15 protein-coding genes, 1 other RNA gene and 1 pseudogene are annotated in these 19,797 nt (G+C 64.3%); 8 read left to right on the top strand and 9 right to left on the bottom strand.

The genetic code is table 11. From position 1 onward, the window contains the following. Positions 1 to 3 precede the first annotated feature (3 nt). The 5 genes from NDY25_RS03825 (at position 4) to NDY25_RS03845 (ending at position 6,431) form a co-directional block, all read left to right on the top strand. Complete coding sequence (locus NDY25_RS03825; protein ID WP_168957930.1) at positions 4 to 3,168, top strand: response regulator; 3,165 nt, start codon at positions 4 to 6, stop codon at positions 3,166 to 3,168. Next, on the top strand, positions 3,141 to 3,989 hold the full coding sequence (locus NDY25_RS03830) for a CheR family methyltransferase (RefSeq protein WP_180336532.1): 849 nt from the start codon (positions 3,141 to 3,143) through the stop codon (positions 3,987 to 3,989). The genes NDY25_RS03825 and NDY25_RS03830 overlap by 28 nt, the downstream gene beginning before the upstream one ends. Beyond that, on the top strand, positions 3,986 to 4,570 hold the full coding sequence (locus NDY25_RS03835) for a chemotaxis protein CheB (protein ID WP_006450597.1): 585 nt from the start codon (positions 3,986 to 3,988) through the stop codon (positions 4,568 to 4,570). The genes NDY25_RS03830 and NDY25_RS03835 overlap by 4 nt, the downstream gene beginning before the upstream one ends. Then, on the top strand, positions 4,567 to 5,697 hold the full coding sequence (locus NDY25_RS03840; protein WP_168957932.1) for a hybrid sensor histidine kinase/response regulator: 1,131 nt from the start codon (positions 4,567 to 4,569) through the stop codon (positions 5,695 to 5,697). Before NDY25_RS03835 ends, NDY25_RS03840 begins: the two co-directional genes overlap by 4 nt. A 374-nt stretch (positions 5,698 to 6,071) precedes the next feature. After that, positions 6,072 to 6,431: a DUF1428 domain-containing protein gene (locus NDY25_RS03845; protein WP_168957933.1), complete on the top strand. Its 360-nt coding sequence runs from the start codon at positions 6,072 to 6,074 to the stop codon at positions 6,429 to 6,431. A gap of 153 nt (positions 6,432 to 6,584) precedes the next feature. On the opposite strand, the gene NDY25_RS03850 is transcribed toward NDY25_RS03845, so the two are convergent. Together NDY25_RS03850 and NDY25_RS03855 are read right to left on the bottom strand one after the other, a co-directional pair. Continuing rightward, positions 6,585 to 6,728, bottom strand: coding sequence for a hypothetical protein (locus NDY25_RS03850; protein ID WP_256627781.1), 144 nt, complete (start codon positions 6,726 to 6,728; stop codon positions 6,585 to 6,587). Continuing rightward, on the bottom strand, positions 6,725 to 8,359 hold the full coding sequence (locus NDY25_RS03855) for a M61 family metallopeptidase (protein WP_256627782.1): 1,635 nt from the start codon (positions 8,357 to 8,359) through the stop codon (positions 6,725 to 6,727). The genes NDY25_RS03850 and NDY25_RS03855 overlap by 4 nt, the downstream gene beginning before the upstream one ends. A 411-nt stretch (positions 8,360 to 8,770) precedes the next feature. On the opposite strand from NDY25_RS03855, the pseudogene trxC reads away from it, so the two are divergent. Next, positions 8,771 to 9,207 (top strand): annotated as a pseudogene (gene trxC, locus NDY25_RS03860) (thioredoxin TrxC). A 118-nt stretch (positions 9,208 to 9,325) separates the two neighbouring features. Here the strand turns inward: trxC and NDY25_RS03865 are convergent. Beyond that, positions 9,326 to 11,695 (bottom strand): TonB-dependent receptor, encoded by a 2,370-nt coding sequence (locus NDY25_RS03865; RefSeq protein WP_168957935.1) that lies wholly within the window; start codon positions 11,693 to 11,695, stop codon positions 9,326 to 9,328. Between the two features lie 81 nt (positions 11,696 to 11,776). On the opposite strand from NDY25_RS03865, the gene NDY25_RS03870 reads away from it, so the two are divergent. Next, positions 11,777 to 11,852: non-coding RNA, sX9 sRNA (locus NDY25_RS03870), on the top strand. Positions 11,853 to 12,184: 332 nt separating this feature from the next. Here the strand turns inward: NDY25_RS03870 and NDY25_RS03875 are convergent. Genes NDY25_RS03875 through NDY25_RS03900 form a run of 6 tightly spaced genes read right to left on the bottom strand, consistent with a single transcriptional unit; the run spans position 12,185 to position 17,604 of the window. Continuing rightward, positions 12,185 to 14,143, bottom strand: a complete 1,959-nt coding sequence (locus NDY25_RS03875) for a response regulator (protein WP_168957936.1) — start codon at positions 14,141 to 14,143, stop codon at positions 12,185 to 12,187. Next, positions 14,133 to 15,008, bottom strand: a complete 876-nt coding sequence (locus NDY25_RS03880) for a sensor histidine kinase (RefSeq protein WP_006450591.1) — start codon at positions 15,006 to 15,008, stop codon at positions 14,133 to 14,135. Before NDY25_RS03880 ends, NDY25_RS03875 begins: the two co-directional genes overlap by 11 nt. After that, positions 15,005 to 16,015, bottom strand: a complete 1,011-nt coding sequence (locus NDY25_RS03885) for an ATP-binding protein (protein WP_168957937.1) — start codon at positions 16,013 to 16,015, stop codon at positions 15,005 to 15,007. The genes NDY25_RS03880 and NDY25_RS03885 overlap by 4 nt, the downstream gene beginning before the upstream one ends. After that, positions 16,006 to 16,401, bottom strand: coding sequence for an anti-sigma regulatory factor (locus NDY25_RS03890; RefSeq protein ID WP_006450589.1), 396 nt, complete (start codon positions 16,399 to 16,401; stop codon positions 16,006 to 16,008). Before NDY25_RS03890 ends, NDY25_RS03885 begins: the two co-directional genes overlap by 10 nt. Continuing rightward, entirely contained in the window at positions 16,398 to 16,760 is a 363-nt protein-coding gene (locus NDY25_RS03895; protein ID WP_023903148.1) for an STAS domain-containing protein, read from the bottom strand. Before NDY25_RS03895 ends, NDY25_RS03890 begins: the two co-directional genes overlap by 4 nt. Before the next feature lies 1 nt (position 16,761). Continuing rightward, entirely contained in the window at positions 16,762 to 17,604 is an 843-nt protein-coding gene (locus NDY25_RS03900) for an STAS domain-containing protein (RefSeq protein ID WP_074056946.1), read from the bottom strand. Between the two features lie 436 nt (positions 17,605 to 18,040). On the opposite strand from NDY25_RS03900, the gene NDY25_RS03905 reads away from it, so the two are divergent. Continuing rightward, positions 18,041 to 19,141, top strand: a complete 1,101-nt coding sequence (locus NDY25_RS03905; RefSeq protein ID WP_168957938.1) for an NADH:flavin oxidoreductase/NADH oxidase — start codon at positions 18,041 to 18,043, stop codon at positions 19,139 to 19,141. Positions 19,142 to 19,797 lie beyond the last annotated feature (656 nt).

Raw genomic sequence — 19,797 nt, forward strand, 5'->3', positions numbered from 1 at the left:
CTCATGCAGAACATCTCGACCACACGCGACCGCTGGGTGTGGGTCATCGCGGGGGCCTTGATGGCTGCGACGCTCGCTGTGGAATTGGTCACACCGCTTGGCTATGCGGTGTGGCTGACCTACTTCGTCGCGGTTGGGGTGACGGTGTTTCAAAACCGCACGCAGGTTCCATTGATTGTGGGCGCGCTGTCATGCGTGTTGTTGGCAGTGGGTTTCAATCTGGCGCCGTCCAGCACCAATTCCAGTTTTTCCTCGATCAACCGCAGCATCGGTGGCGTGTCGTTCCTGGCGATGGCGCTGGTGGTGACGCAGGCGATCCGCGCGCGGCGTCAGGCCGAATTCGCGCTGTGGCTGCAGCAGGCAGAGAACACGGTCGAAGCGAGTTTGCGCGGCGACCAAAGCCCGGAAGCATTGGCCGATGCTGCCGTTAGCGCACTGTGCGACACGCTGGATGCGCAGGTGGGCGCGCTGTATCGCATCGAAGGCGAGCGCCTGCGTTTGACCGGTGGCACCGCGCTTCCGGCCGACATGCCCAAGACACTGCCGACCAACACCGGGCAACTGGGCGACGCCTTGCAGCGTGGCGCGGTGCGCCGCGTGCGCGGCGTGGACGCAGGACATCTGCAGATCGCCTCCAGCCTGGGCAAGAGCAGTTGCCAGGAATTGCTGCTGGCACCTGTCACTGCCGATGGTCGTGTGATCGGCATCGTCGAACTTGGCCGCGTGACCGACCCACGCACGGCCGGTTCGCGCGAGCAGGAACTGCTGGCACGCTGTGGCGAGAACATCGGCCTGGCCTTGCGCACCGCGTTGTTGCGCGCGCAGCTGGTGGCCTTGCTGGAAGAAACCCAGCGCCAGAGCGAAGAACTGCAGACCCAGCAGGAAGAGCTGCGCGTGACCAACGAAGAGTTGGAAGAGCAAAGCCGCAGCCTGCAGCAATCGCAGAGCGATCTGGAACAGCAGCAGGCCGAGCTGGAACAGACCAACGTGCAACTGGAAGAACGCACCCAGGCACTGGAAGCGCAGAAGCAGGCGTTGCTGGTTGCGCAGAACCAGCTGGTACGCAACAGCAACGAGCTCTCCACCGCCTCGCGTTACAAGTCCGAATTCCTGGCCAATATGTCGCACGAGTTGCGCACCCCGCTCAACAGCGCGCTGATCCTGGCCAAGCTGCTGGCCGACAACAAGGACGGCACGCTCAGCCCCGAGCAGGTGAAATATGCGCAGGCGATTCTCTCTTCCAACAACGATCTGCTGGCGCTGATCAACGACATTCTGGATTTGTCCAAGATCGAAGCCGGGCATGTGGAACTGGCCGACGACACCATCGCCACCAGCTCGGTGCTGCAGCGCCTGCGCGAAACCTTCGAGCCACTGGCGCAGCAAAAAGGCCTTGCGTTGCAGATCACGGCCGACGCCGATGCACCGACGCAAGTGGTCATGGATAGTCAGCGTCTGCAGCAGATTCTCAAGAACCTGCTGGCCAATGCGATCAAGTTCACCGAGCACGGCAGCGTCAGTCTGTCGATCCAGGCGCAGGCGCCGGGACGCGTGCTGTTCAAGGTCCAGGACACCGGCATCGGCATTGCGCGCGAACAGACCGAGATCATCTTCGAAGCGTTCCGTCAGGCCGATGGCAGCACGCGCCGTCGCTATGGCGGCACCGGTCTGGGGCTGTCGATCTCGCGCGATCTGGCGCAGCGCATGGGCGGCAGCATCCGTGTGGACAGCGAGCCGGGACGCGGCAGTTGCTTCACGCTGGAATTGCCGACCGATGGCGCGCCGGCCGAGGGTGTGACTGTTGCGGAAAGGCATGCGCCGCCGGCGTCGATTAACACCGCGCAAGCAGCGCAGCACACCAGCGGCATGGCGATGGCATCTCGTCTTGGCGAGCAGGCTGTGCTTGCGTCCAGCGCCTTGCCGCTGCCGATTCCAGCAGCGAGTGCAGCGCCGCTCCAGCGCGCCGAGGACGATCGCGATCAACGTAGCCGTCCAGGCAGACTGATCCTGGCAGTGGAAGACGACACGCGCTTTGCGCAAGCCTTGGTCGATCTGGCGCACGAGCTGGACTTCGATTGCGTGGTGGCGCCCAGTGCCGAAGAAGCACTGCGCCTGGCAGCCGAATTGCGCCCCAGCGGCATCCTGCTCGACATCGGCCTGCCGGATGCGTCCGGACTCAGCGTATTGGAGCGGCTCAAGCGCGATCCGGCGACGCGGCACATCCCGGTGCATGTGGTCTCGGCCATGGAGCGCAGCCAGATTGCGCTGGAACTCGGTGCGGTGGGCTATCTGATCAAGCCGGCCACGCGCGAGCTGCTGGCCGGCGCAATCCGCCAGCTGGAAGACACCAATGCACGCGCGGTGCGCCGCTTGTTGATCGTCGAAGACGACAGCGCGCTGCGTGCGAATCTGAAACTGCTGCTGGCGCGCGATCAACTGGAAATCGTCGCGGTGGGCAGTATTGCCGAAGCCATGCAGCAACTGGCCGGCTCCACCTTCGATTGCATGGTCACCGATCTGGCGCTGCCAGACGGCAGCGGCTACGACCTGCTCGAACGCATGGCCGGCAACGATGCGGTCGCGTTCCCGCCGGTGATCGTCTACACCGGGCGCGCACTCACACGCGACGAAGAACAACGCCTGCGCCGTTATTCCAAGAGCATCATCATCAAGGGCGTGCGCTCGCCGGAGCGCCTGCTCGACGAAGTGACGCTGTTCCTGCACAGCGTGGAAGCCTCGTTGCCCAGCGACCAGCAACGCCTGCTGCGTGAAGCGCGCCGCCGCGATGCGGTGCTGGATGGCGCCACCGTGCTGTTGGCCGAAGACGATGTACGCAATATCTTCGCGCTCTCCAGCGTGCTCGAACCGCTGGGCGTGACGTTGCAGATCGCCCGCAATGGCCGCGAGGCGCTGGAACATCTGGCCAGGCACGAAGTGGATCTGGTGCTGATGGACATCATGATGCCGGAGATGGATGGCCTCACGGCGATGCGCCAGATCCGCGCCAATCGTCAGTGGCAGGATCTGCCGATCATCGCGCTGACCGCCAAGGCCATGGCCGACGATCGCGAACGCTGTCTTGAGGCCGGTGCCAACGACTACATCGCCAAGCCCATCGACGTGGACAAGCTGGTGTCGCTGTGCCGGGTGTGGTGCTCGCGGCAATGACTGCAGTGGAGCTGTTCGATCTGGAGCTGCGGGTGCTGCTGGAAGCGGTCTACCAGCGCTATCACTACGACTTCCGCGATTACGCGGTGTCCTCGTTGCGTCGACGCATGCGCCACGCCATGGGCCGCTTCGATTGCGCGCGCGTGGCCGATCTGCAGCATCGCCTGCTGCACGAGCCGGAGACGTTTGCGCAGGCGATGCAGTTCTTCACCGTGCAGGTGTCGGAGATGTTCCGCGACCCGGCGTATTTCCGCGTGTTGCGCGAGCATGCGGTGCCGGTATTGCGCACCTATCCCTCGATCAAACTCTGGGTGGCCGGCTGCAGCACCGGTGAAGAAGTCTGGTCGCTGGCGATTCTGCTGCATGAAGAAGGCCTGCTGGAAAAAGCGGTGATCTACGCCACCGACATCAATCCCGAAGCGCTGGGCATGGCCGAAGCCGGCGCCTTCGGCATCGACCGCATTGCGCAGTTCAGCCGCAATTATCTGGAGGCCGGCGGCCGCGGGTCCTTGTCCGATTACTACACCACCGCCTACGACGGCGCGGTGTTCGATCGCCGCCTCAAGCGCCACATCGTGTTTGCCGATCACAGCCTGGCCACCGATACGGTGTTCTCCGAAGTGCATCTGGTGTCGTGCCGCAACGTGCTGATCTACTTCAACCGCACCCTGCAGGATCGCGCGGTGGGTCTGTTTCATGACGCGCTGGTGCACCGTGGTTTTCTGGGTCTGGGCAGCAAGGAATCGCTGCAGTTCGGCGCGCATGCGCAGGCCTTCGAAACCGTGGCCCGCGAGCAACGTCTGTTTCGGAAGGCGGCATGAGCGGCGCGCATGGGTGGCAGCACTTCGAGGCGATCGTGGTCGGTGCATCGGCCGGCGGTGTGATGGCGTTGCAGGCGTTGCTGTCCAGCCTGCCTGCAGAGTTGCCGATGCCGGTGTTGGTGGTGCTGCATCTGCCACGCGACCGCACCAGCCATCTTGCCGAATTGATGGATGCACGCTGCGCCTTGCCGGTGCGCGAGGCCGAGGACAAGCAACCGCTGCTCGCCGGCAGCGTGACCATCGCCCCGCCCGACTATCATCTGCTGGTAGAAAACCGCGACAGCCTGGCGCTGTCGATGGATGCGCCGGTGCTGTTCTCGCGCCCGGCGATCGACCCCTTGTTCGAATCGGCCGCCGATGTCTTCGGGCCGCGCCTGCTGGCGATCCTGCTCACCGGCGCCAGCAGCGATGGCAGTGCCGGCGTGGCGGCGGTACGCGCGGTCGGCGGCACCGCCTGGATCCAGCTGCCCGACGACGCGGCGTCTCCCTTGATGCCCGCCTCCGCCATCGCCCACGCCGGTGCCGATGCGGTGCTCACCTTGCAGGCGATCTGCAGCCGATTGGAGGCTTTCCACCGATGAATCTCACCGCGACCGGTCTGGCTGCAGACAGCAGTACCACCGAACCGGCCAAGCTGCTGATCGTGGACGACGTGCCGCAGAATCTGGTGGCGATGGAAGCGCTGCTGCAGCGTGACGGCATCCAGGTGCTGTGCGCTGCCTCCGGTGCGCAGGCGCTGGAGCTGTTGCTCGAACACGATGTGGCACTGGCGCTGCTGGATGTGCACATGCCGGAAATGGACGGCTTTTCGCTGGCCGAACTGATGCGCGGCTCGCAGCGCACCCGGCATGTGCCGATCATTTTCTTGACCGCCTCGCCGAACGACCCGATGCGTGCGTTCCAGGGCTACGAAACCGGCGCGGTGGATTTTTTGCACAAGCCCATCGAGCCGCACGTGATCCTGAGCAAGGTCAACGTGTTCATCGAGTTGTATCAGCAACGGCGCCTGCTCAAGGCGCGCAACGCCTCGCTGGAACGCGCGCTCACACTCAACGAAACCATGATGGCGGTGCTGACCCACGACCTGCGCACGCCGCTGTCGGTGATTTTGCTGTGTGCCGACAAGCTGAGCCTGGATGTGGCCGCCGACGGCTCGGCTGCACGCACGCTGGAACATCTGGAAAACAGCGCGCATCGCATGGCACGCATGGTCGAGCAGCTGCTGGATTTCTCGCGCCTGCGTACCGACGGGCTGTCGATGCAGTTCGGCCCCTGCAATCTTGGCGAGGTGGCCCATAGCGTGGTGAACGAAGTGGCGCAGGCCAACCCGCACACGCCGATCGACCTGCGTAGCGAAGGCGATCTGGACGGCAACGGCGACGGCGATCGGCTGGCACAGGTGGTCTCCAATCTGGTCGGCAACGCGGTGCTGCATGGCGCGCGCCAGCCGGTGCGCGTGCACCTGGACGGACGCCAGCGCGACACGCTGCGTTTATCGGTGCGCAACGCCGGCCACATCCCCGACAGTCTGATGCCGCGTCTGTTCGAGCCATTCAAGGCCAGCTTCCACGCAAGCCAGGGCTTGGGCCTGGGGTTGTTTATCGCAGATCAGTTCGTCAAGGCACATGGCGGTACGCTGCAGGCACGCAACGAAGACGGCGATGTGGTGTTCGAAGCCACCCTGCGGCGGCGTAATCTGGGCGCGTAGCGTAGCGCAGCGACCGGCGCGGTCAGGCAACCGACCGTTCGCCACATCCCGCATCGCGCAGCTGTGCTGTGGGAAGCAGCCCACCCGCTGCGGATGATGGCAGCCCCGCGCAATGCCGGCCCAGCGCTGCATCTCGCGCGCGCCTGACGAACTCATCAGGCACGCGTCACTGATCGCGATACGCAGGCAAAGCAGCGCAGATGACGGTCTGGAATCATGCGAGCGCAAGCAGTGCCACACACGCCGTTGCGCCGTATGCTCGCATTCGACGTATGAGCCACACATCCAAGCACTGCGTGCCAGGGTGTTCATCGCATCAACATCTATTCGTCATCATCCGGTGCACGCCGTGCGCCATGTCTGGGGAGGCTGTTATGTCGTATGTCGATGGGTTTGCGCTTGCCGTGCCGACGGCCAACAAGGCCGCGTTTCTGGAACACGCCCGTATGGGCGATGCGGTGATTATCGAGTACGGTGCGCTGCGCGTAGTGGAATGCTGGGGCGACGACGTCCAGCATGGGCAACTGACCGACTTCCATCGCGCGGTGGATGCCACCGAAGACGAAACCGTGGTGTTTTCGTGGATCGAATGGCCGGACAAGGCCACCCGCGATGCCGGCATGCGCAAGATGATGGACGACCCGCGCATGGACCCGTCCGTCAACCCGATGCCGTTCGATGGCAAGCGCCTGATCTACGGCGGGTTTGTCCCGATCCTGACGTTGGTAAGCTGAGGGCCGTCCGGGCATTACCGGCAATCGGCCCTACCGTTACGATGTTTGCAGTCACCAAAGGTGGCAGCGGCATTCATGCTGCCGGCGGCAATGCGGACGATCTGTATTGCCGCGCTGTGCTGACGGCCTGCCTGGCGCCGTTGCAGCGATCGATCACGGCGTCTGGTCGCACTGCGGCGCGCCGGCTTGCTCCCACTGATAGGTATCTACCGGTGCACCACGCGGCAGATAGGTCACATCAAAAGTCTGCGCGCCACGTCGTATCGTCAGGGTCATGGTCTGCCCGGGGTCGTTCAACAAAGCATCTCCTGGCCCCCCTTGAGCACGGTGTCGCCATTGCGCAGACCGGCCTTGTCGGCCTCCGACCCGGCAATCAATCCGACCACCTTCTTTGGCGACGCGAACGTGCTCATCGCAACGCCTGGATCGAATGGCCGGGTCTTACGCAGCACACGTCGGAAGCAAGGGCCGAACGCATTGGAGGGCGGCAGCACCAGTTTGCCCATCTGCATCGCCTGGTAATCAGCAACGGCCTGCCGGCCCGCCTCGGCCAGGAGCAACTTGCGCCAGAGCGCTTCGTCAACGGGCCGTCCGGCCCGATGCTCGGCGATCACTGCCAGGACCAGATCGTCCAGCGAGCGCTTGCCTGCCGAGTGCGCGCGAATGGCCGCATCCAGTTGCGCGAAATACATCGAGCCACGGTTGTAAGGCAGCAGGCGAAAGCGTGCATCGGTCCAGAACTTGTCGAAAACCTCGACATTTGTTCCATGACGCGCGGAGTTGGTGTAGTACTGCGCCGCACTTCTATTGAGGTCATGCAGGAACATGGCACGGTCGATCAAGCCCGCACGCAACGGCAACATGCGCTGGTAGTAGATAGCCAGCCCTTCGGAGAACCATGCAGTGCTCTGCCGTGCGGCCTCGTTGGCTGGCATATCGACCATGAAGGCATGAAACATTTCATGCGCCAGCAGCAGCTGGATTCCCTCTTCGGTCGTGGCCGGACCATAGGTAAACGCGAAGCTGTCGGTCAGGCCGATGCCACTGCCCGGATTGTGCGGATTGGCGCGGGTGAGGACCACGAAACGTGCGGCGTCGCTATGGAAAAACGTCATGTAGTAGGTGTGCAGGGTTTCCGTCCAACGCATGACCCGCTCTGCTGGAAACAGAGGCGTCCCGGTCCACGCTCCGACAAACCCACCGTCCTTTGCCTGGAACACGCCGAGCTTGCCCTGCATGAAATACAGATGCCGCACCTCATCCACGGTCAGCGGCCGCGGGCTGTCCACATCGCCGACGCCAAGGCTGGACAGCGCTTGTCCCTGCTCACCCGCCGGCAACCTCCAGCGGACCCGGAGCATGCGTTCCACGCTATCGTCGGGCAACAGCAGAAAGGCCAGGCCGGCACCTGACACTGCACCCTCGCCAGTGCGCACCTCGAACATCGGCGTGCCATTCAGTGGTGAGCCCGGATCGATGGCAACGCGGTAACGCAGCTTCACCGCACCCTGCACATCACGGTCTGCGTGCCAGCGACGGATCTGCTCGCTGGAGGTGAGCGTTTCATCCTGAGCGGTCAGCCGGAGCGCGCCCTTGGCATCTTCGACCTGCAGATCATGGATCTGCTTAGCGCTGGTGACCGTGGCACTGTCCATGAGGTTGATCTGCAGCAACGTTGCGCCTTTTTGACCGCCAGCGCGTCGATCTCCAGCGCCACGTCGATGGACGGCACCGCCCCCTGCGCGTCGGCAGCGGCCGGCTGCAGTACCAGGTTCAACCCGGGCGTGGAGGGAGCGGCCATCACCGCCGTCACCCATAGCAAGGCGCTCGCCGCGCATGTCAGCGCAGGCAGCCGGGCTGTGTTGGCGAAAGACCGCTTGGCGCAGGGGGCTGCTTGCGGAAAAAGCGATCGAACGCGTGACGAACAAGGTGCTTCATGGTCATGGAGAGGGCTTGCGTTAGGCAGCGATGGTGGCGGGGAGGCGCAGTATGCGCGGGCAGGATCGTATATAGGCGAACTCGTGCACCCAGTCCATGTGCCGGATGTCATCACCCTGGCAGCAATCTTTGACCCCAGCCGGGTTGCATTTACCCGACTGCAGTGGCAGGTGGAAGCAAACGCCTTATGCCATGTGGCGGGCAGCCGCCAAGCGCCGGGCTGGCATCAACGCAACGCGCCATGACGTGGACTGCCACGGGCTGCGCTTTCGCATCCAGTCGTTCGCATCGCAACAGGTGCCTTGGCAATGTCGGGTGGCCCGTCGTGGCGCCTCTGGCTTTACACAGCGCTGCCCGACCGCCAACGCTACGATGCCAGCCCGCCTACTGGAGACCACGACATGACCGATGCTCCGCTTCTCATCGCCTGCCCGCGTTGCAGCGCGATGAATCGGGTCGCCCAGGCGCGCCTGCGCGATGCGCCCAAGTGCGGCAGCTGCCATCAGCCGCTATTTCTCGGTGCGCCGGTGGCGCTGTCCACTGCCGATTTCGACAAGCATGCGGTGCGCAGCGAGCTGCCGTTGGTGGTGGATTTCTGGGCGCCGTGGTGCGGGCCGTGCCTGAGCATGGCGCCGCAGCCGCCGCATTACTGGAACCGCAGGTCCGTCTGGCAAAAGTGGATACCGATCTGCATCCGGCGCTGGGCACGCGTTTTGGCATCCGCAGCATTCCCACCTTGCTGGTCATCCGTGGCGGCAGCGAGCTGGGCCGTCATTCCGGTGCGGTGAGCAGTGCGCAGATCGTCAGTTGGGTGCAATCGGTATTGCGCAGCCGTTGATACGAAAAAGCCCGCTGCGTACTGCACGCAGCGGGCTCGGTTGTCGCGCCAAGCATCACAGCGACGCGCATGTCGCAGTGATGCAGTGATGCAGTGATGCAGTCAGTCGATCAGCAACTCATTGCCAGTTGACGTTGACCGACACGCCTACGATGCGCGGCTCGTTGTAGACCGCCGCCATGTAGTTCTCGATCACACCCTTGACGTTTTTCTCGTTGGTGATGTTGCGCGCAAACGCCGCCACTTCCCACGCACCGTAGCCGCCGGTGTAACCCAGCTTGAGGCCGCCTTCGAAATTGCCGTCGGCGCGGAACTCGGTGGAGTCGTACAGCACGAAGCTGGTTTCGCCCTGCTTGTTCCAGTCGGTGGAGACGAAGAACGCGCCGTCGTTACCCACCGGAATGTCGTAACGCGCGGCCAGGTTGAGGTTGTACTTGGGCGCGTTGGGCAGCGGGTTGCCGTCGATCTGCGCAAAGGTGTTGGCGCCGACGCGGATGGTCGGGTCGTTGACCGTGCACACCACCACGCCGTTGAGCGCGCAGGCCTGCGCAAACACGCGCTTGTCCTGGATTTCGCTATGCAGCAGGCTCAGGCCGGCGGTCAGCGACAGGTTGGAGATCGGGCGCCAGTCCAGGTCCGCTTCCAGACCGTAGGCCTTGGCCTTGTCGGCATTGAACAGCACGCCGTTGCCGTCCGAATCGTTGCCGTTGAGCTGGATGTCATCGACCGTATAAGTGAAGCCGCTGACATTCAGACGCAGGCGATTGTCGAACAGGCTGCTCTTGATGCCGGCCTCCCACGACAGGATGGTTTCCGAATCGGCGGTGGTGAAATCCGAATTGAACACCGCGCTGCGGCCCTGGATGGTCGGGCCGCGGAAGCCGCGCGCCACGCGTGCGTAGACGCTCAGCTCGGGATTGATTTCGTACATCGCGCTGAGGTCCCAGCTGGGCTGGGTGTCGGACATGCGCACGTCGCGACGGCCACGGTATGTCACCGCACCAGCTGCAGTGTCGGCAGTCTTGAGCAGGCGGGTTTCCTTGGTGTCCTTGGTCTGGCGGATGCCAGCGGTCAAGGTGAGCGCGTCGGTGGCCTTGTAGCTGAGCTGCCCGAATCCGGCCCATGACGTGTTGGTGTTGCGCAGGCGCACCCAGTTGTTGGGATTGCGCGCAGCGGTCTGCAGAAAAAACGCACGCTGATAGAAATCGGTGGTGTCGCGGCCATCGAAGTAGAACGCGCCCACCTGCCACTGCAGTGCGTCGTCGCCCTCGCTGGCCAGACGCAGTTCCTGCGTGTACTGATCCAGATCGCGGATCTGGCCCATCGACTGGCCGAAGCCGTTCGGCACGCCGTTGACCGGGTAGTTCGCCGCCGCGCCGCCATCGGTGTCGCCACGGCTGTAGCCGGAGGTGGTTTCGTAAGCGGTGATGGAGGTCAGCGACACGCCGCCGAAGTCGTAGATCGCCTTGATCGAGCCGCCGTCGGTTTGATACGCCTGCGGATTATTATTCGCTTCGTCGTAGGCCACGCGATCGCGCGGCACGTCCACCTTGTCGCTGCCACGCGTCACGGCATTGCGCAGGAACAACGTGGAGGTGCCGTCGTAGTCGCGCGTATGCACCGAGCCCAGCAGCGAGAACGCGTCATTGGGCTTGAGCAGCACCTGCAGGCGTGCATTGCGGTCGTTGTAGCCGCCCATCGCATCCTTGCGCGGCGTGCGCGTGCCATCGGCGCTGGTGCCGGCAAAGGTGTTGTCCACCCAATCGTCGCGGTGCTGATACAAGGCCGAGACGCGGAACGACAGCACGTCGTTGATCGGCCCACCGAAGCCGCCATCCAGCGACACGGTGTTGTAGCTGCCGTAGCTGGCATCGACGCGGCCGGTATAGGTATCGCCGGGCTTGACCGTGTCGAACTTGACGATGCCGGCAGTGGTGTTGCGGCCGAACAGGGTGCCCTGCGGGCCGCGCAGCACTTCGACCTGGTCCACGTCGTACACCGGGTTGGATTTGAGCACCACATGCTCCAGCACCACATCGTCCTGGATGATGGATACCGGCTGCGAAGCGCCAAGATAGAAATCGATATTGCCCAGGCCACGGATGTAGAAGCGCGGGAAGATGCGCCCGGTGGTGGTTTCGGCATAGAAGCCCGGCACGCGGCCGGACAGTGCCAGCAAGGTGTCGTCGCCGCCTGCGGTGAACTCGCGCATCGCCACGCCCTGCACCACGCCCACCGATACCGGCACCTCCTGCAGGTTCTGCTCGCGGTGCTCGGCGGTGACGGTGACCGCATCCAGCGCGGTCGCGCTGCCCTCGCCCTGGGTCGTCGGCGTTTGCTGCGCAGATGCGGCGGCGGCCATCGAAGCAAGCAACAGGCCGGCACAGGCGCGCGCCAGCGGTGTGCGCTGCAAGGCGGCGCAACGGCGTGCAGAAGCGTGCGTGGCGGCGGACGTCAGGGACGCGGAGACAGACGAATACAACGACATACGAGGTGATCCTTGGAGTAAGAGCGGCTAACAAACTACTGCGCGGCCGCCAGGCGGGCGCAGCCGGTGCTCGGAATCCTCATGTACCCACTCGTACACTCCGGTTCCTGCGCGCCGTCTGCACCCACCTGACGACCGCTCGCTACGTTTGTTAGCCGCTCTAAGTAGAGTGAGGTGACGTCCGTCGGCACAGGCATGCCGGACGAAGGCGCAAGGTGGCGCCGCGCGCACGATATGTCAGCAATGTTGCAGCTCTATGGCAAGCGTGCCGCCGCGCACATGCCGCTAGATCTACACCCATGCCATTGCACGCGTGTGGCATGGCGAACGGCATGTCCGCACTGGCCGTGTGCTGACGGCAGGCGGTTTTTTGTGCGCCACCTTTGGCCCGTATGCCTACGCGCGCTAAGCGCGGGAAAATAAACAGGTCGCGCTAGGCGCGAGGAAATAAACACTCCGCGCTGAGCGCGGGCAAGCACACCACCGGCGTTACGCGCGGGTGGCAAGCACACTGCTGTCGAGCATCTGCCCGACCATGTTGAGCAGATCGTTGAGGCTGAAAGGCTTGGGCAGCAAGGCCATGCCTTCGGCGAGAAATTCCTGCCGCGTGGCTGCGTTTTCGGCGTAGCCGGTGATGAACAGGATCGGCAAGCCGGGCCGCAGCGCGCGCGCCACATCGGCCATGTCGCGCCCGTTCATGCCGGGCAGACCCACATCCGACACCACCAGATCGATCTCCACCCCGGCACGCAATTGCTCCAGCGCGCCATTGGCATTTTCGGCTTCGGTCACGTGGTAGCCGGCATCGCTGAGCACCTCGCTTACCATCATGCGCACGACATCGGTGTCGTCCACCAGCAGGATGCGCTCATGACGGTGACGCGGCGATCTGGGCGCCGGGGCCGGCGCCACCTCGCTTGCGGTGAGCCCGCGCGGCAACAGCAAGGCGACCGTAGTACCACGGCCCACGGTGCTGGTGATGCGCGCGGTGCCGCCGGATTGACGCGCAAACCCATAGGTCATCGACAAGCCCAGGCCGGTGCCCTCGCCGATGGGTTTGGTGGTGAAAAACGGCTCGAACACCTGATTGAGAATGGCCGGCTCGATCCCGCTGCCATTGTCGATCACGTTCACCGCCACGTAGTCGCCATCGTCCAGTTCCGGATCGTTGGACGCGGTGTAGGCGGCGCTTTGAATGCGGATGGTGCCCTTGCCCTTCAATGCATCGCGTGCATTGATCACCAGGTTGAGCACCACGTTTTCGAGCTGGTTGGCATCGGCCACCGCGACCAGCGGCGTCTGCGCCAGATCCAGTTCCAGCACGATGTTCTCGCCGATCGAACGGTGCAGCATGTCTTCCAGCGAGCGCACGCGTGCATTGATGTCGAACGCCTGCGCATCCAGCGATTGCTTGCGTGCAAACGCGAGCATGCGCTGGGTCAGCGCGGCAGCGCGATGCGCCGAGCCGGTGGCGATTTCCGCCAGCCGCGGCACGCGCTCGATGCGGTTGGATTCCACCGCCAGCTGGATCATGTCCAGCCCGGAAATGATGCTGGTCAGCAGGTTGTTGAAGTCGTGCGCGATGCCGCCGGTGAGATTTCCCAGCGCTTCCATCTTCTGCGCCTGCAGCAGCTGGATTTCGGTGCGCTGGCGCTCGGCGATCTGGTGCGCCAGCTCGGTGGTGGCGGTGTCCAGTTCCTGGCGTTGTTCGCGCTCGCGCAGACGCTGTTCGGTCACGTCCTCGACCAGCAACAAACCCAGATCCGGCTCGCGATACGGCGACACCCGCCACTCGGTTTCGCACAGCTTGCCATCGCGGATGATCGACAGCGTGCCGCTCCAGCGCGCACGGTGCGCCAGCGCAGTGGTCAGGGCATGCACGGTTGTCGCCTGGTCCAGTCCCGCCGCCTGGATCGCATCGCCGGGTGTGGCGCTGCCGATCAGGCGCTGGAAGGCCGCATTGGCTTCGTGCGTGTGCAGCCTGGAATCGACCACGGCGATCGGCGCGCTGATGTGCTCGAAGATCTCGCGGAAGCGGGCCTCGCTGATCCGCAATGCATCTTCGGCATTGCGGGCGCGCAACAGCGTGCGCAGCGTGGCGACCAGCACGCTGGGGTCGACCGGATGGATCAGGTACGCATCGGCACCGGCATCCAGCCCGGTGGCCATGTCGCCGGTGGCGATCGATGCGGCCGACACATGCACCACCGGCAGCAGCGCGGTGCGCGGGGCGGCACGCAAGCTGCGCACGATGTCGAAGCCGCTCATGTCCGGCAGGTTGACGTCCAGCACCACTGCGGCAAACGCGTGCGTGGCCAGCTTGGCCAGGCCATCGGTACCGGTGCCGGCCTCTTCGACCACGAACTGATGATGCTCGAGCACGCGCCGCACCGAATAACGCGTCACCGCGTTGTCGTCGACCACCAGAATGCGATGACTACCGGGCAAGTGCGTTCTCCGCCGCCAGCGTCACCGGCAGCACCACGAAAAATTCGGAACCTTCGCCGACCACGCTATTGATCCCCACCCTGCCACCGAGCAGCTCGGCGAAGCGCTTGCAGATCGCCAGCCCCAGGCCGGTGCCGGTCAGGCGTTTTTGCAGCGGCGAATCCACCTGCACGAAATCCTCGAACAAGGCCTCGTGCAGCTCGGCCGGAATACCGATGCCGGTATCCTGCACACCGAAGCGCACATGGGTGTCGCCTTCCAGCTGCGCGAACACGCGCACGTGGCCTTGCGGGGTGAACTTGAGCGCGTTGGAGATGAAGTTGCGCAGGATCTGCGCCAGCTTCTTGTCGTCGGTGTAGAGCATCGGCAGCGCCGGCGGATCTTCGAAGATCAACGTGGTGCTGCCGGCATCGGTGAGCGGGCGGAACATGCCGCGCAACGCCGAGAACAGATCCATCAGGTCGAACCAGCCCGGCGAAATGGCGATGCGGCCGGCTTCGATCTTGGCCAGATCCAGCAGGTCGTCGACCATCTCGGTGAGCTCGCGCGCCGAGGCGCTGACAAAGCGCACCTGCTTGGATTGCTCGGCGTTGAGCGGCCCGTCCATGCCGTCTTCCAGCAGGCGGGTGATGCTCAGGATCGAACTGAGCGGCGTGCGGAACTCATGGCTCATGTACGACAGAAAGCGGCTCTTGAGCTCGGACACATCGCGCAGCTGTTCGGCCTGCTGATCGAGCTCGGCATACAGCGCCAGCACGCCCTGGTTGGTTTCTTCCAACTCCTCGCGCAAGGCCTGGTTCTGCTGCCGCAGCGCGTCGAGTTCGGCCAGCGGATCGGCTGCCGATGCGGCATCGGATGACTTCATTGCATGGCTCCCAAACGCATGACGAACACGCAGGCATCGTCGCGGCCGCGCGCGTAATCGCGCAACAGCACCGCCGCAACAATACGCGGGTGGCGTGACAATAGCGCCGGGTGATCGCGCAGATTCCAGCGCGTTTGCAGGCCGTCGCTATGCATGACCAGCAGCTTGCCGGTCGCATTCGGAAAATCGAACGGCTGCACCTTGCGAAACTGCACCCCGACGATGCCCGGATGCGACGGCATGCCGCGCACCCCATCGCCATCGCACAGCGAAGCGACGATATTGCCGACGCCGGCAAAGCGCACCTGGCCGGTGCGGCTGTCGAACTGCATCACCGCCGCCGCACCACCGCGGGTGCCGGACATGCCGGCATGCAGGCGTGCGATGAGCTCGCCGGGCTCGCCGCTGGCCGCTGCCAGCGCGCGCGTACCGGCATCGGCGGCGTCGGCCGCGCCTTGCCCGTGGCCGAGGCCGTCGATCAAGGTCACGGTGACCCGGTGCTCGCCGATCGCCAACTGCCAGGCGTCGCCGCATACCACTTCGTGATGCAGCGGCACGCGCACCGCGCCATACGGCAGGTCCAGCTCGGCGCGTGGTTGCGCAAACAGTCGCACCATCACGATCGCGCCCTTGGCATCGGAGTACGCATCCAGCACCTGCGCCTTGCGCTTGATCGCACCCAGCCCGGTGCCCGGTGTGCCGGCGGTGGAATAGCCATCGCGCAGGCCATCTTCCAGTGTAAAACCCGGGCCTTCGTCGATGGCGCAGATCTCCACGCCCATGCCCTCGCGCGCGGCCACTGCCGACAATTGAAAGCAGCCGCCACGCCCATGCTTGAGCATGTTGGTGGCAAGTTCGGTGGCGACCAGCGCAACGCGACCGCAGGCGGCTTCGTCGAACCCCAGCGTCTGCGCGATTGCCATCGATTCACGCCGCGCCTGCCCGACCTGGCTGGCTTCGTCGACGCGAAACAGGCGGGTCACGTCACCGGTAACCGTCACTTCCATGTGGTGATGGTGATGCGCGTGCCCTTGCCCGGCGTGGTGTCCAACACAAAGTCATCCACCAGCCGCCTGCTGCCGGACAGGCCCAGACCGAGTCCGCCGCCGGAGGTCCAGCCATCGGTGAGCGCCAGATCCAGATCGGGAATACCGGGGCCTTCGTCGCGGAAGGTCAGCTGCACGCCCTTGCGGATGCCGTTTTCCACCAGCGCCCAGTCCATATCGCCGCCACCGCCGTAGATCACGGTGTTGCGCGCCAGTTCGCTGGCCGCAGTGACCAGCTTGGTCTGGTCAACCAGACGCAGGCCACACTGCACCACCAGCTTGCGCACCGTCTGCCGGGCCAGCACCACATCCTGTTCGGTACGTACCGGTTGCGACCCTGTGGTCATGAATCGCGATCGGGTTGCTGCAACAGGCGCATGCCGCGTTCGACATTGAGCGCGGTGCGCACCGACGGCAGGGTCAGGCCCAGTTCGACCAAGGTGATCGCCACCGCCGGCTGCATGCCGACCACCACGGTCTTGGCATCCATCACTGCGGCCAGCCCGGAGATGGTGCTGATCATGCGGCCGATGAAGGAGTCGACGATGTCCAGTGCGGAGATGTCGATCAGCACGCCGCGCGCGGAGGTGGCGCTGATTTTTTCCGACAGATCTTCCTGCAGCGTCATCGCCAGTTGGTCGTGCATGTCCACCTGGATGGTGACCAGCAGCAGGTCGCCCATCCGCAGGATCGGGATACGCTCCATGTCAGCTCGCCTTGCTCACGGTCACGCCGGTGCGCTTGAGCGCCAGCGCCAATGCGTCGGCCAGGTTGGCCTTGGTGACGATGCCCTGCAGGTCCAGCCCCAGATGCACGATGGTCTGCGCAATCTGCGGGCGCACGCCGCTGATGATGGCATCGGCGCCCATCAGGCGAATCGCGGTGACGGTCTTGAGCAGGTGCTGCGCAACCAGCGTGTCCACGGTAGGTACGCCGGTGATGTCGATGATGGCGATCTCCGAGCCGGTATCGACGATGCGTTGCAGCAGCGATTCCATCACCACCTGGGTGCGTTGCGAATCCAGCGTGCCGATCATCGGCAGCGCCAGCACGCCGTCCCACAACTTCACCACCGGGGTGGAGAGTTCCAGCATCTCTTCCTGCTGCCGCACGATGATGTCTTCGCGGGTCTTCTGGAACGCCTTGACGGTGTACAGGCCCAGACGATCCAGCAATTCGGACAGCGCCCACAACTGCAGGCCCAACTCCTCCGGCGCACTGGCGTACTCGCGCTGCACCAGCTCGAACAGCACGCGCTTGAGCGAAAAAATGAAGTTGGCGGTTTCCTGCGAATCGAAGCCGCGCGTGGCACGGTCGCGCGAGAGCGTCTCCAGAAAACGGCGCACCTCGCTCCATTCGGCGCTGTCCAGGCTGCTGCCGCCGTCTTTCAACGAGGCCACCAGCAAGCGCAGGAATTCCGCGCCCTGGGTTTCGATTTCCTGCCGCGAAATACGCACGTCGTTACCGAAGCTGGAACCCAGCCATGCGGTCAACAACGTTGTTTCCTGCCCACGAATCGCATCGATCGAGCGCTGCTGCAATGCCACCATGAGATCACCCGCCGAGTAAAGAGAAGAAAGGCCGGGCATGCGGGCTGGACTGCGCCCGTGGTTGGCGCGGCGCCCCCACGCCGAAGCGCAGCAGAATAAAACAATTCAGATTCGGCAACCAACGACGAACCTGTAGCAGTCATCAGACACTACACCCTGCAGTTTGACATTGCAGCGCACATGGCGAACGTGCGCCCGGCCACGTCTGCGCAGATGCAGGCGGTGCTGGTCTGAGTGCCGCTGGCCGATGGCGGACGCTGCCGCAAAGCGTTTTGGGGATTTGATCGAAGCGAGGTGCTACGTGCACACCGAATAAGAGCGGCTAAGCCCGCTTGGATACAACCGCCAGTGCGTGCAACGCGCTGTGCCACCGGCAGAGTGTCGGGCTGCGGCCGGGCGTGTTCTGATCGCGCCCAGACTTTTCTCAGGCTCCCCCATGTCATCGCTGTTTTCCACGTATCAACTCAAAGACGTCACGCTGCGCAACCGCATCGCCATTCCGCCGATGTGCCAATACACCGCCGTGGATGGCCTCACCAACGACTGGCATCAGGTCCACTACGCCAGCATGGCGCGCGGCGGTGCGGGCCTGGTGATCGTCGAGGCCACCGGCGTGTCGCCGGAAGGACGCATCACGCCCGGTTGCCTGGGCCTGTGGAACGACGCCCAGGCCGAAGGGTTGGCGCGTATCGCTGCATCGATCAGCGCCGCCGGCGCGGTGCCCGGTATCCAGATCGGTCACGCCGGGCGCAAGGCCAGCGCCAACCTGCCGTGGGAAGGCGACGACCACATCGCCGACGGCGATGCGCGTGGCTGGGACACCATCTCGCCTTCAGCGGTCGCCTTCGGTGGCGGCTTGCCCAAACTGCCGCGCGAGATGACGCTGGACGACATCGCCCGCGTACGCAGCGATTTTGTCGCCGCCGCGCAGCGCGCGCGCGATGCCGGTTTCCGGTGGTTGGAGCTGCATTTTGCGCATGGTTATCTGGCGCAGAGCTTCTTCTCGGTGCACGCCAATCAGCGCCAGGATCAGTACGGTGGTACTGCCGAAAATCGTGGACGCTTCCTGCTGGAAACGCTGCAAGCCGTGCGTGCAGTCTGGCCAGAACACCTGCCGCTCACCGCACGCTTTGGCGTGATCGAGTTCGATGGCCGCGATGAAGAAACCTTGCAGGAAGCCATCGCACTGACCCGCAATTTCAAGCAAAGCGGACTGGATCTGCTCAACGTCAGCATGGGCTTCAGCACCCCGACCGCGCAGATTCCGTGGGGCCCGGCGTTGCTGGCGCCGTTCGCCGAGCGCGTTAGCCGCGAGGCACAGCTGCCGGTGGCCTCGTCCTGGAATATCGACGACCCGCTGGAAGCTGACCGCGTCATCGCCGCCGGGCAGATGGAACTGGTAATGATCGGCCGCGCGCATCTGGCCAACCCGCATTGGCCGTATCACGCCGCGTTGGCGCTGGGCGAAGAACGCCCGTCGTGGGTGCTGCCACCGTCGTACGCGCATTGGCTGGAGCGCTACGGCAAGCGCAGCTGATCGGACACGTGCGACATGCCTGGATGCGGCACCGCGCGCAAGCCGACCGCGCACACGAAGTCAGCAGGTTGCGTGGGAATTCTTCGGTTCGCTGCGGGCGCTTGCACGCGTACCGGCGTGGGACACGCCGCAAGTACATCCATGTAGGCTCTTACGCGGCATCCATGCCGCGTAAGGTCCCACGCCGGTACGCGCGCAAGCACCACCACACGTTATTGGTGGCGATAGGAAAGCGGCGACTGGTTGACGGACCTTTCCTCGGATCGTGACCTCCAATGGCGAACTGATGGGTTGATGACAACTACATCGAATGCAGAAATCGACTTTGTAATCCGCAGGCATGACGCATGCTTGAAACCATTGATTGCCGATCAGCAACCGCGAAGAGTCGGAGCGCGGTGTCGCATCCGGGGGCGGGACCGTGTGGCGGCATGGATGCCGCCACCGAGCCTACATGGAGGTACTTGCGGCGTGTCCCGACACCGGATGCGGCACCGCGCGCAAGCCGACCACGCCCACGAAGTCAGCAGGTTCGTGGGAATGCTTCGGTTCGCTGCGGGCGCTTGCACGCGTCCCGGCGTGGGACACGCCGCAAGTACGTCCGTGTAGGCTCTTACGCGGCATCCATGCCGCGTAAGGTCCCACGCCGGGACGCG

This window comes from Xanthomonas hortorum pv. pelargonii (assembly GCF_024499015.1).
Lineage (GTDB): Bacteria > Pseudomonadota > Gammaproteobacteria > Xanthomonadales > Xanthomonadaceae > Xanthomonas > Xanthomonas hortorum_B.